Source organism: Pseudarthrobacter equi (assembly GCF_900105535.1).
GTDB lineage: Bacteria > Actinomycetota > Actinomycetes > Actinomycetales > Micrococcaceae > Arthrobacter > Arthrobacter equi.
Genome location: NZ_LT629779.1, coordinates 2,577,024 through 2,589,449, shown reverse-complemented (window position 1 = coordinate 2,589,449; position 12,426 = coordinate 2,577,024). Strand labels below are relative to the sequence as shown.

The window sequence follows — 12,426 nt, the reverse complement described above, 5'->3', positions numbered from 1 at the left end:
TATGAAGTTGATACCTAATGACCGATCCTGCCGTGGCGCCTTTGGTGACTGCGCCCTGCTGCCTGTGGATGCCGAGGGCCCGTGGTTGTCCGGCTTTACCGGCAGGCGGGGTGCGCTGGCGTAAGATAAAAGGATCACGGAACGCAGAAACCAGGCACTGGTTTCCCGGGCCGGGACGACAGCAGAAACTACCTCGAGGGGACCACAGGCCTGCGGGCCAGCACCATGACTGAATCAGCCAACGGAAAGCGCCGGCTCAACACGGGAGAGGGCACTGCCGGGGAATTTCCCCACACCCTTCCCGGCGTCCGGACCGAGGTAGTCCTTTTCGACAATTCCGATCAGATGGTCCAGTCACTCGGCAGCCACGATGAGGCGCTGCGGTACATCGAGGAGCAGTTCCCGGACGTGAACTTCCACGTCCGCGGCAACGAACTTTCCCTCAGCGGCCCGGCCGGCGACGTTCCCCGGATCATGCGGCTCCTCCAGGAAGTCCGTGGCCTGGTGGCACGCGGCACCGTTATCACCCCCGCGGTCCTGCAGCAGCTGGTGGCACTGCTCCGGAGCCAGTCGCTCCAGAACCCCGTGGATGTGCTGACGCACGACATCCTTTCCAGCCGGGGCAGGACCATCCGGCCCAAGACGCTGAACCAGAAGAACTATGTCGACGCCATCGATGACAACACCGTCATTTTTGGCATCGGCCCCGCCGGAACCGGCAAGACGTACCTGGCCATGGCCAAGGCTGTGCAGGCGCTTCAGCAGAAGGAAGTCAGCCGCATCATCCTTACCCGACCGGCCGTCGAAGCAGGCGAACGCCTCGGGTTCCTGCCCGGAACCCTGAGCGACAAGATCGACCCCTACCTGAGGCCGCTCTACGATGCCCTCCACGACATGATGGACCCTGAATCGATTCCACGGCTCATGGCAGCCGGAACCATTGAGGTGGCTCCGCTGGCCTATATGCGTGGCCGGACGCTCAATGACGCGTTCATCATCCTGGATGAGGCCCAGAACACCACCCCGGAACAGATGAAGATGTTCCTCACCCGCCTGGGCTTCGGGTCCAAGATGGTGGTCACCGGTGACGTCACCCAGGTGGACCTGCCCTTCGGCACGCGGTCCGGGCTGCGGATCGTGGAGGAGATCCTGCACGGCATCGAAGGCGTGAACTTCTCCGTCCTTGATGCCGCGGACGTGGTGCGGCACCGCCTCGTGGGAGACATTGTCAATGCCTACAGCATCTGGGACGACAGGCAAAGGAACCGTGCCCGACAAACGGCCGGCCGGGAGAAGCGGGGGGAACACGCATGAGCATCGAGGTGAACAACGAATCCGGCGTCCAGGTGGACGAGGCGGGGCTGGTAGCCCTGTCCCGGTACATTTTTGAACAGCTTTACATCCATCCGCAGGCAGAACTGTCCATTCTCCTGGTGGATGAGCCTGCCATGGAGAAGCTCCACATCGAACTGATGGACGAGCCCGGGGCAACCGACGTGTTGTCGGTGCCGATGGATGAACTCACGCCCGGAACTCCGGACCGACCCACCCCGCAGGGGATGCTCGGCGACATCGCCATCTGCCCCCAGGTGGCGCAGGTCCAGGCCAAAAACGCCGGCCACGCCCTCCAGGATGAGATGCTGCTGCTGACCACCCACGGCATCCTGCACCTTTTGGGCTATGACCATGCCGAGCCCGAAGAGAAGGAAGAGATGTTCGGGCTCCAGCGCGAACTCCTGACCGGCTTCACCGGCAAGGAAGCGCCCGCCGAGACCACTCTGTGACGCCCCTCCTCCTGGTGGCGATGGCCCTGGTCTTCCTGGCCATCGCCGCCGTACTGACCGCGGCCGAGGCCGCCTTCAATTTCCTCCCGCGGCACGATGCGGAAGAAGCGTTGCTCCGAAGCCGCGGAACGGCAATGCGCAGTATTCTCCGCGAGCCCGTTGCGCATATCCGGGCCCTGAGGTTCTGGCGGGTCTGGTTCGAAATGGCCTCCGCTGTCGCCGTCTCGGTGCTGCTTTACAGTCTCCTGGACAACATCTGGCTGGCCGGCCTTGCAGCAACCGGCATCATGGCGCTGCTGGGGTTCGTGATCGTGGGTGTCTCACCCCGCCAGCTGGGCAGGCTCCACTCGGCCGCGGTAGTGCGCTTCACGGCGCCGATGATCCGCTTCCTGACGTGGGTCCTTGGGCCCATACCGGGATGGCTCGTCGCGGTGGGAAGCGCTGCCGCCCCGGGCGCACCCGGAGGGGACGAAGCCTTCTTCAGCGAACAGGAATTCCGTGAACTGGTGGACCGCGCCAGCGAATCCGACATGATCGAGGACACGGAAGCCGAGATGATCCAGTCGGTGTTCGATTTTGGGGACACGCTGGTCCGTGCCGTCATGGTGCCCAGGACGGACATTGTCGGCATCGACTCCGGTTCGAGCCTGCACGAGGCAATGTCCCTGTTCCTCCGGTCCGGCTACTCCCGGGTCCCGGTCATCGGCGAAGACACCGACCACATCCTGGGGATCGTCTACCTCAAGGACGTGGCCGCCGTCGTGCATGAACTGGATGCAGGCGCAGAACCTCCCACAGTTGACTCCATGGCCCGTGAGGTCCGCTACGTGCCGGAATCAAAACCCGTGAGCGACCTGCTGCGGGAACTGCAGAAGGAGTCCACGCACGTGGCCATCGTCATCGACGAGTACGGCGGCACGGCCGGCCTGGTCACGCTTGAGGACCTGATTGAGGAAATCGTTGGCGAGATCGTTGACGAATACGACACCGAAAGCGCCGAGGCCGTAGAGCTCGGCGACGGTTCCTACCGGGTCAGCTCCAGGATGAGCATCGATGACCTCGGAGAACTTTTTGACATTGAGCTTGACGACGACGAAGTGGACACCGTGGGCGGACTGCTCGCCAAAGCGCTGGGACGCGTTCCCATCGTGGGCAGCCGGGTTGAAGTCCAGGGCGTATCGTTGCGGGCCGACCGGCTCGAGGGCCGCCGCAACCGCGTCAGCCATATCATTGCGGCACCCGTGCCAACAGTAGACACTGACCTTGAAGACCTCTTCCATGAGGCGGAAGCAACCCAGCAGGGAGTTCCACGTGAGCAAGAAAAGTAAGGCCCAGGCAGAGGACGATTTCGGCGGATTCCGGGCGGGGTTCTCGGTCCTCGTCGGGCGTCCCAACGCGGGCAAGTCCACTTTGACCAACGCCCTGGTGGGTAAGAAGATAGCCATCACCTCTGCCAAACCGCAGACCACCCGGCACACCATCCGGGGGATCGTCCACCGCGAGGACGCCCAGCTGATCCTGGTGGACACACCGGGGCTGCACCGGCCGCGGACCCTGCTCGGCAAGCGCCTGAACGACCTTGTGGCCGACACCCTCGCAGAGGTGGATGCCATCGGCTTCTGCCTGCCCGCCAACGAAAAGATCGGCCCCGGCGACAAGTTCATCGCGGCCCAGCTTGCCGCCATTGGCGGGAAGCCTGTCATCGCCATCGTGACGAAGGCCGACCTTGTGGACAAGCAGGCGCTCACCGAACAGCTGCTGGCCGTCGATGCCCTCGGCCGTGAAGTGCTGGGCGAAGACGGGTGGAGGGACATCGTCCCCGTCTCCGCGAGCGACGGATTCCAGGTGGGCACTGTGGCCGATGTCCTCATCAGCCACATGCCGCCGTCGCCCCCTCTGTACCCGGACGGCGAACTGACCGACGAGCCCGAAGCTGTCATGGTGGCCGAACTGATCCGCGAGGCGGCGCTGGAAGGCGTCCGGGATGAACTTCCGCACTCACTCGCCGTGGTGGTGGAAGAGATCGTTCCCCGTGAGGACCGGCCGGAAGACAACCCGCTCCTCGACGTGCGGGTAAACCTCTACGTGGAACGTCCGTCCCAGAAAGCCATCATCATCGGCAAGGGCGGGAGCAGGCTGCGGGAGGTGGGGACCAACGCGCGCAAGGGCATCGAGGCGCTGCTTGGCACACGCATCTACCTGGATCTCCATGTGAAGGTGGCAAAAGACTGGCAGCGGGATCCAAAACAGCTGGTCAAGCTCGGTTTCTGATGTTCCGGGCGGGGTGTCGCAGGTCACCGCCCGGCGTTTTCCCAGACTCGGCCACTAAAATGGACCGGATTTTGTAATTAGAGGAAGGTTCAACACGTGGCGCGAGGCCGTGGCAAAAACGAGTTCGGCGCTGAGTCGCCACCCGGCTCTGGCCCCGTTTCCAGGCACGCCGACCAGGCCGGCCTGGGCGCTGCCCGGCATCTTGGACCCATCCGGGGGATGCCCGTCTGGCTGAAGATCATCACCGCCATCGTCGCTGTGGCGTTGGTGGGCGGCCTTGCCTTTGCCGGGTTCTGGTTCATCCGGCTCCAGAACAACATCTCCAAGGCGCCACTGAACGCCGGCGGATCGGGTACCGAGGGGCCGGTTAATAATGCCACCGGGCGGATGCAGATCCTGATCCTCGGGTCTGACACCCGCGACGGCAAGAACTCGGAATACGGCACCTCCGATGACTCGACGGGCTACGGCAAGTCCGACGTCATGATGCTGATGGACATCTCCGAGGACAACAAGCGCGTCAGCGTCATCAGCTTCCCGCGTGACCTGCTGGTCAACATCCCCGCATGCAAGGACTCCAAGACCGGCCGTGAATATCCCGCGCGCAGTGGAGTGATGATCAACGAAGCCATGGGCGAGGCCGGAATCGGCTGTGCCGTGGATACCGTCAACAAACTGACCGGACTGGAAGTGGACCATTTCATGATGGCCGACTTCAACGCCGTCAAGGAGTTGTCCAACGCCGTGGGCGGCGTGGACGTGTGCGTCAGCGATGCCATCTATGATCCGGATTCCCGGCTCCGGCTGCCGGCAGGAACCTCCGCCGTGCAGGGTGAGCAGGCACTCGCCTTCCTTCGCACGCGGCACGCCTTCGCCGACGGCGGAGACCTGGGGCGAATCCAGGCACAGCAGGGTTTCCTGTCCTCACTGACCCGGAAAATCAAGGACGAGGGAACGTTGTCGGATCCGGCCCGGATGCTGAAGATCGCCGACGTCGTCACCCAGAACCTCACGGTGGACGACGGGCTGGCCTCGGTGCCGACCCTGCTGACCATCGGCAACCGGCTCAAGGACATCGACCTCGGGAAGGTGGCGTTTGTATCCGTGCCCACCACGCCCGCCGTGTCCGATCCCAACCGCCTCGAAATTGCCGAGCCCGCAGGTTCCCAGCTCTTCACCGCGCTGCAGAAGGACGTCGACCTGACGGACCCCACGGCGCCCACCACGCCGTCACCCACTGAAAGCCCGTCCCCGTCAGCGACTCCGACGGAAACCGAAGCGCCGCTCCCGCCGTACAACAAGGCCCTCCAACCGGTCTCGGTGGCAAACGGCTCGGGCGTTCCCGGACGTTCCCAGGAGATCGTCCAGGCACTGGTCTCCGGCGGCTTTACCCAGGCAGCCCAGTTCGAAGCGCAGGCCATCGCCAAGTCGGGTGTCTACTACGGTGCCAATTACGCCGACGTCGCAGCGGACGTGGCCGCGCTCCTCGGGATTCCCGCGTCACAGGTGATCCCGGCTCCCGGGGTAACCGGCGTGCAGGTCTACCTCGGCAGCGATTTCACGTCCGGGGCCACCTACGGGAGTGGATCCGGCGCGGCCCTCCCGAACGACATTGTCAACCAGACTGCCGGGGATGCCCGCTGCCAGCAGGCCAACCCCGAACTGATCGTCCGGTAGCGCCCGCACCGCGCCCCGGTTCGGAGCCCCTAGCAAACGGCCGCGGTGCCAGCCCATCAGGCTGGCTCCGCGGCCGTTGCCGTTCTTCGGATGGATTACCAGATGCTGACCCGCTCGGCCGGCGGCATCCACATCTCGTCCTGTTCGGTCACCTCGAAGGCGTCGTGGAAAGCGTCGAGGTTGCGGGCGATGGCGTTGGTCCTGAACTCGTTGGGGGAGTGCGGGTCAGTGGCCAGGCGGCGGATGGCCTCCTCCTGCCGGATGACCTGGCGCCAGCCGGCCGCCCACGAAGCGAAGAAGCGCTGGTGGCCGGTCAGGCCGTCCAGGACCTCCGGTTCCTGGCCTTCCAGGCTGATTCGGTAGGCCTTGTGGGCGATGGCCAAACCTGCGAGGTCGCCAATGTTCTCGCCCAGCGTCAGCCGGCCGTTGACATGGTGTCCCGGGGCGGCCGCGGGGGAGAGGGCGTCGTACTGCGCCACGAGGCGGGCAGTGAGCTTCTCGAAAGCCTGCCGGTCCTCATCCGTCCACCAGTTACGGAGGGCGCCGCCGCCGTCGAACTGGGATCCCTGGTCGTCAAAGCCGTGGCCGATCTCATGACCGATCACAGCCCCGATACCGCCGTAGTTGACGGCGTCATCGGCGTCGGCCGTGAAGAACGGCGGCTGCAGGATGGCTGCCGGGAAAACAATTTCGTTCATCATGGGGTGGTAGTAGGCGTTGACGGTCTGCGGTGTCATGAGCCACTTGTTGCGGTCCACAGGCTTGCCCACCTCATCGAGGTGCCGGTCGACGTCGGCGTTATGGGCGCGCTCCACGTTCCCGAGGAGGTCGTTGGGGTCGATCTCCACGGCAGAGTAGTCGATCCACTCATCGGGGAAGCCTATCTTGGCGCGGAACCCGTCCAGTTTGCGCAGGGCTTCGGCTTTGGTGTCCGACCCCATCCAGCCCACTTCGGTGATGCTGCTCCGGTACGCCTCGATAAGGTTGCCCACGAGGGTCTGCATCCTGTCTTTGTGGGATTCCGGGAAGTGCCGTGCCACGTAGATCTGCCCAACTGCCTCACCGAGGGCCGCCTCCACTACAGCGACGCCGCGCTTCCAACGGTCCTTGTTCCGCGGGGTGCCACTGATGGTGGTTCCGTAAAAGGCAAAATTCGCGTCGACGACGGCCTGCGACAGGTAGGGAGCCGCGGCGCTGATAACGCGCATCGCCAGCCAGTCCCGCCACGCATCCAGCGGTTCGGAATCCAGGAGAGCTGCCGCGCCCGAGAAGAAGTCGGGGGTGCTCACCACGATTTCCTGCCGTTTGTCTCCGGCGATGTCCGCGGCCTCGAACCAGGTGGCAAGAAGTGGGAACAGTTCCGCCGCTTGCTCTGCTGTTTTGAGGTTGTAGGTCTTTTGCGGATCCCGCAGGGTGACGTTGTCCCAGTGGTGCGAGGCCAGCTTTGTTTCCAGGTCCACCACACGTTCCGCAGCAGCCTCTGCGTCCTTCCGCCCCGCCAGGGCCAGCATCGTGGCTATGTGGGTCCGGTACGCGGCGACGGTCGGGGCGAATTTTTCGTCACGGTAGTAGGACTCATCGGGAAGGCCGAGGCCGCCCTGTCCGGTGTACAGCAGAACACGGTCCGGATTTCCGGCATCGGGGGCCGGGTAGATGTAGAAGAGCCCGCCCACGTCCGAGCGGAAGAGCCGTCCGGCCAAGGCAACGAGGTCAGTGACAGAGCCCGTGGCGTAGACGTCCTCGAGCCTTTGGCGGATCGGATCGATGCCCTTCGCTTCGGCGGCAGCCTCATCCATGAAGCTGTTGTACAGCCCGCCGATCTTGCGTTCTATACCGCTTGCCGCGTCACCCTTGGCCGCGGCTTCCTCGATGATGTCCCGAACGGCGAGTTCCGAGCCGTCCCGCAACGCGGTGAAGGTCCCTTCCAGCGGCCGGTCGTCCGGGATCTCGGTGGCCTTCAGCCAGGCACCGTTGACGTGCTGGTAAAGGTCGTCCTGCGGCCGGACCGTGTGATCAATGGTGGAAAGGTCGATCCCCGAAATGGGCACTGAAACTCCTTTTGCTGCGACGCCGCTGCGGGCACAAATACCCGGTGCGTCTGCATGATGGACTTTACGGACGGTAGTGCCCTTTCATCTTACGCACCCGTGTTACCCTCAAAAGGTGCGTGCAGAGTTCCTCCTCCTTAGCTGCCGCGGCGAGGCTACAGACGCTATCTAGCGCAAGGCCCACCCTCGCTGCGGAGTTTGTGTTGCCCGGCCACCCTTTCACTGAAGATCCATAGAAAAGGCCCCAAGTAATGCGAAACGCACAGAAGTCCTCAGGAATGCCCTTCCACCGTTACACGCCGTTTCAGGACCAGATCACCGTCGAGATGCCGGACCGTACCTGGCCGGACAAGGTGATCACCAAGGCCCCGCGCTGGTGTGCAGTGGACCTGCGGGACGGCAACCAGGCGCTGATCGATCCCATGAGCCCGGCACGCAAAATGAAGATGTTCGACCTGCTGGTCCGCATGGGCTACAAGGAGATCGAGGTCGGCTTTCCGTCTGCATCGCAGACTGACTTTGACTTCGTCCGCCAGTTGATCGAGGGCAACCACATCCCGGATGATGTCACCATCCAGGTCCTCACCCAGGCACGAGAGCACCTGATCGAGCGGACTTACGAATCCCTCGTTGGCGCCAAGCAGGCCATCGTCCACCTGTACAACTCCACGTCCGTGCTGCAGCGGCGCGTCGTCTTCAACCAGGACGAGGACGGCATCCTGGACATCGCACTCCAGGGTGCGCGGCTGTGCCGGAAGTACGAGGAAACGCTGGCCGATACCCACATCACCTACGAGTACTCACCGGAATCCTTCACCGGAACGGAACTGGAATACGCCGTCCGCGTCTGCAACGCCGTCGCCGACGTCTTTGAGGCCTCGGCAGACCGGCAGGTCATCATCAACCTGCCGGCCACCGTGGAAATGGCCACCCCCAACGTGTACGCCGATTCGATCGAATGGATGAGCCGGCACCTGCACCCCCGGGAAGGCATTATCCTCTCGCTGCACCCGCACAATGACCGCGGCACCGGCGTGGCCGCCGCCGAGCTGGGCTACATGGCCGGCGCTGACAGGATCGAAGGCTGCCTGTTCGGCAACGGCGAGCGTACCGGCAACGTGGACCTGGTGACCCTGGGCCTGAACCTGTTCGTGCAGGGCATCGACCCGATGATCGACTTCTCCGACATCGACGACGTCCGCCGGACCGTTGAATACTGCAACCAGCTGCCCGTCCCCGAGCGGTCCCCGTACGGCGGCGACCTGGTCTTCACTGCCTTCTCCGGCTCACACCAGGACGCCATCAAGAAGGGCTTCGAAGCCCTGGAACGCGATGCCGCCGCCGCCGGCAAGGACGTTGCGGACGTCACCTGGCAGGTGCCCTACCTGCCGGTGGACCCGAAGGACCTGGGCCGCAGCTATGAGGCCGTCATCCGCGTCAATTCCCAGTCCGGCAAGGGTGGCGTGGCCTACCTGCTCAAGAACGAGCACAGCCTGGACCTGCCCCGCCGGGCCCAGATCGAGTTCTCCGGCGTCATCCAGCGGCGCACGGACACCGTGGGCGGCGAAGTCAGCGGCGCCCAGCTCTGGCAGATCTTCCAGGACGAGTACCTGCCCTCCGGCAAAACGGACGGCCAGTGGGGCCGCTACTCCCTGGGCTCGGTCAAGACCGAGACCGACGACGACGGCGGCATGACGCTGCACGCGTCCCTCACCGTCGATGGTGCCCAGGTCAGCCGTACCGGTACCGGAAACGGTCCCATCGCCGCGCTGCTGAACATCCTCACCCAGGACGGTGTGGACGTTCGCGTGCTGGACTACAGCGAGCACGCCCTGTCCGAAGGCGGGAACGCGATGGCCGCAGCGTATGTTGAATGCGCAGTGGGCGAGCGCGTCCTGTGGGGCGTGGGCATCGATGCCAACACCAGCATGTCCTCTCTGAAGGCCGTCATCTCCGCCGTCAACCGGGCCATCCGCGACGCCCAGTCCTGATACGCAGGCCGCCGCGTTGCCCTTATTTCGGGGCCACGCGGCGGCGCAGGGGCTGCCCCACCCCTCGGGGATGGGAAGATAGAGCGTGGCTCAACAATCCTTCGCCTCCCGGGCATACCGCGATGACGCTGTGGTTCTCCGTACGCACAAGCTGGGCGAAGCCGACAGGATCATCACGCTCCTCACGAAGCACCACGGGCAGGTCCGCGCAGTCGCCAAAGGCGTCCGCCGCACCAGCAGCCGTTTTGGAGCGCGGCTCGAGCCGTTCATGGTGGCTGACCTCCAGCTGATCTCAGGCCGTAGCCTGGACATCGTGACCCAGGCTGTGGCAAAAGGCGCCTACGGCGGCAGCATCGCCGCCGATTACGGCCGCTACACCGTCGCCGCCGCCATGACCGAAACAGCCGAGAAGCTCACCGACGTGGACGGTGAGGCGGCCACAGCCCAGTACAACCTGCTGGTGGGTGCACTGGCAGCCCTCAGCCGGAACGAGCACGCCGCCGGCCTGATCCTCGACTCCTATCTCCTGCGGGCACTGGCCACCGGAGGCTGGGCCCCCAGCTTCACCGACTGCGCCCGGTGCGGAATGCCCGGTCCGCATAAGGCCTTCGCTACTGCGCTGGGCGGCATGGTGTGCCCGGACTGCAGGCCGCCGGGCTCGCCCGCGCCGGCCGCCGAAACTGTCATGCTGCTGGCGGCCCTGCTCACGGGAGACTGGCCAACGGCCGACGCTTCCTTGCCGCTGCACCGCAAGGAAGCCGCCGGCCTCGTGGCCGCATACCTGCAATGGCATCTCGAACGGGTGCTGAAATCACTCAAACATGTGGAGCGTAGCTGACAGTGGCCTTGGGAAAAAAGACGACCCCCGCCCGCCGACGCACCGAACCGGTGGTCGCGCCCTACCCGCACCCCTCAGGGGCAGTTCCGCCGTCCATCCCGGCTGAATTCATTCCCCGCCACGTGGCCATCGTCATGGACGGCAACGGCCGCTGGGCAAACCAGCGGGGACTTCCCCGGATCGAAGGGCATAAGGCGGGCGAACCCGCACTGCTCGATGTCATGGCCGGCGCCATCCAGCTTGGCATCGAGTATGTGAGTGTCTACGCATTCTCCACGGAGAACTGGCGCAGGTCCCCCGAAGAGGTCCGCTTCCTCATGGGTTTTAACAAGGACGTGCTGCGTCGCCAGCGCAACCAGCTGGACGAATGGGGCGTCCGGGTCCGCTGGTCGGGCCGGCGGCCAAAGCTCTGGGGCTCGGTAATCCGGGAGTTGGAGGAGGCAGAGGCCTTCACAGCCGGCAACAGCACCTGCACGTTGACCATGTGTGTTAATTACGGCGGACGGGCGGAGATCACCGATGCTGTGTCTGCCATCGCTGCAGAGGTCGCTGCAGGACGGCTGAAGCCCGGTGCCATTACGGAGCGCACCATCCAGAAGTACCTCGATGAACCGGACCTTCCCGATGTGGATCTTTTCCTTCGCAGCTCGGGGGAACAGCGGTTGTCGAACTTCCTGCTCTGGCAATCGGCGTATGCCGAGTTCGTGTTCATGGACACGTTGTGGCCGGACGTGGACCGGCGGACGCTGTGGGCAGCGGTAGAGGAATACGCGCAGCGTGACCGGCGCTACGGCGGCGCAGTGGATGCAGCGGCCCGGCCCGGCGGCTCGCCGGCCCCGTAGGCACGCAGCCAGCGCGCCAGGCGTGCGTAGGCGTCGGCGCGCACCCCGGCGGGGGAGAGGAAGACATCGTGCAGGGCACCCTCAATCCGCTCCACCGTGACGCTCCGGCCCAATGCCAGGGCCCTGGCGCCGATGATATCCACATCCAGCACCGCGTCAGTGCGGCGCATGGCTTCGGACCACAGCAATCCGGTTGCACTCCCGGCGGACAACAGCACCAGGATGGGCACCTGGATGTTCAGCCCCCGGGCAACGCGCGCATGGCCGGCCAGCACTGCGCTCAACCAGCCGGCCCGTACCGGGAAGGCCATCGGCGGCCGGTACCGGTCGTCGATGGTCCACTCTCCCTCGGCCGCGCTGCTGATGGTCCGCCAGTAGTAACCCCGTTCGGGCAGCCGGAGGACAGCCGTGGGCCGCAGCCTCGCCATCGGCGCCATAAGACCTGAGGCAGCGCGCCGGACCAATGAGCTGCCGTGCATTTCCAGCCAGGGGCTGTTGAGCACCAGCCGCGACACGGAACCGGGGTTATCCGCGGCCCACAGCGCTGCGACCAGGCCGCCGGTCGAATGCCCCATCAGGGTGATGGGCCCGGGCGGGTCCCCGCCTCCGATAATGACCAGGGCCGCCGCAATCTCGGCATCGTAGTCAGCCAGACGCGACACAAACCCTCCGGGTGAACCAGGGTGCAGGCTCCTGCCGTGGTTATGCATGTCCAGGGCGTAGAAGTCATAGCCTGCCGAGTTCCAGAACCTGGCCAGGTCCACGTTGAAAAAGTAGTCACTCCAGCCATGCAGGAAAAGGACTGCCGGCCGCTGTCGGCGCCGCGGGGCACCGCTGTCAGGCTCCAGCCGGAAGCGCACCAGCGTGGCGGTCCGTTGCACGCCGTCGGGTCCCTTGGCCTCGAACGCCAGGGACTGGAATTCGGCGCCCAGGATGTCCTCTTCCCATGCCATGGACCCATGCTAAACCGGCACC

The 12,426-nt window shown here is 64.9% G+C and carries 10 protein-coding genes; 8 read left to right on the top strand and 2 right to left on the bottom strand.

Annotation, left to right across the window (positions count from 1 at the left end; translation table 11 throughout):
- The first annotated feature begins 225 nt into the window (after nucleotides 1-225).
- The 5 genes from BLT71_RS11620 to BLT71_RS11600 all read left to right on the top strand — a co-directional run bounded on the left by BLT71_RS11620 (nucleotide 226) and on the right by BLT71_RS11600 (nucleotide 5,732).
- On the top strand, nucleotides 226-1,314 hold the full coding sequence (locus tag BLT71_RS11620) for a PhoH family protein (RefSeq protein ID WP_015937162.1): 1,089 nt from the start codon (nucleotides 226-228) through the stop codon (nucleotides 1,312-1,314).
- The gene (gene ybeY / locus BLT71_RS11615; protein ID WP_091720362.1) at nucleotides 1,311-1,784 is read left to right on the top strand and encodes an rRNA maturation RNase YbeY; all 474 of its coding nucleotides are present in this window, start codon (nucleotides 1,311-1,313) and stop codon (nucleotides 1,782-1,784) included. The genes BLT71_RS11620 and ybeY overlap by 4 nt, the downstream gene beginning before the upstream one ends.
- Complete coding sequence (locus tag BLT71_RS11610; RefSeq protein WP_091720359.1) at nucleotides 1,781-3,112, top strand: hemolysin family protein; 1,332 nt, start codon at nucleotides 1,781-1,783, stop codon at nucleotides 3,110-3,112. The genes ybeY and BLT71_RS11610 overlap by 4 nt, the downstream gene beginning before the upstream one ends.
- Nucleotides 3,096-4,055, top strand: coding sequence for a GTPase Era (gene era / locus BLT71_RS11605; RefSeq protein ID WP_091720356.1), 960 nt, complete (start codon nucleotides 3,096-3,098; stop codon nucleotides 4,053-4,055). Before BLT71_RS11610 ends, era begins: the two co-directional genes overlap by 17 nt.
- Nucleotides 4,056-4,274: 219 nt before the next feature.
- Nucleotides 4,275-5,732, top strand: a complete 1,458-nt coding sequence (locus BLT71_RS11600) for an LCP family protein (protein WP_091720353.1) — start codon at nucleotides 4,275-4,277, stop codon at nucleotides 5,730-5,732.
- 95 nt (nucleotides 5,733-5,827) lie between these two features.
- On the opposite strand, the gene BLT71_RS11595 is transcribed toward BLT71_RS11600, so the two are convergent.
- The gene (locus BLT71_RS11595) at nucleotides 5,828-7,780 is read right to left on the bottom strand and encodes a M13 family metallopeptidase (protein WP_091720350.1); all 1,953 of its coding nucleotides are present in this window, start codon (nucleotides 7,778-7,780) and stop codon (nucleotides 5,828-5,830) included.
- 251 nt (nucleotides 7,781-8,031) lie between these two features.
- On the opposite strand from BLT71_RS11595, the gene leuA reads away from it, so the two are divergent.
- The 3 genes from leuA (at nucleotide 8,032) to BLT71_RS11580 (ending at nucleotide 11,451) form a co-directional block, all read left to right on the top strand.
- Nucleotides 8,032-9,771 carry a 2-isopropylmalate synthase gene (leuA, locus tag BLT71_RS11590; protein ID WP_045731408.1) on the top strand — a complete coding sequence of 580 codons (1,740 nt, stop codon included), beginning with the start codon at nucleotides 8,032-8,034 and terminating at the stop codon, nucleotides 9,769-9,771.
- Nucleotides 9,772-9,856: 85 nt separating this feature from the next.
- Nucleotides 9,857-10,609, top strand: coding sequence for a DNA repair protein RecO (recO, locus tag BLT71_RS11585; protein WP_091720347.1), 753 nt, complete (start codon nucleotides 9,857-9,859; stop codon nucleotides 10,607-10,609).
- A 2-nt stretch (nucleotides 10,610-10,611) separates the two neighbouring features.
- A complete protein-coding gene (locus BLT71_RS11580) occupies nucleotides 10,612-11,451 on the top strand; it encodes an isoprenyl transferase (protein WP_091720344.1) in 840 nt (279 codons plus the stop codon).
- Here the strand turns inward: BLT71_RS11580 and BLT71_RS11575 are convergent.
- Nucleotides 11,397-12,404: an alpha/beta hydrolase gene (locus tag BLT71_RS11575; RefSeq protein WP_091720341.1), complete on the bottom strand. Its 1,008-nt coding sequence runs from the start codon at nucleotides 12,402-12,404 to the stop codon at nucleotides 11,397-11,399. The genes BLT71_RS11580 and BLT71_RS11575 overlap by 55 nt on opposite strands.
- Nucleotides 12,405-12,426: the final 22 nt, after the last annotated feature.

Coding starts and splice junctions, on each gene's coding strand:
- leuA (WP_045731408.1), top strand. CDS start 8,032: ATGCGAAACGCACAGAAGTCCTCAGGAATGCCCTTCCACCGTTACACG.
- ybeY (WP_091720362.1), top strand. CDS start 1,311: ATGAGCATCGAGGTGAACAACGAATCCGGCGTCCAGGTGGACGAGGCG.
- BLT71_RS11600 (WP_091720353.1), top strand. CDS start 4,275: ATGCCCGTCTGGCTGAAGATCATCACCGCCATCGTCGCTGTGGCGTTG.
- BLT71_RS11575 (WP_091720341.1), bottom strand. CDS start 12,404: ATGGCATGGGAAGAGGACATCCTGGGCGCCGAATTCCAGTCCCTGGCG.
- BLT71_RS11620 (WP_015937162.1), top strand. CDS start 226: ATGACTGAATCAGCCAACGGAAAGCGCCGGCTCAACACGGGAGAGGGC.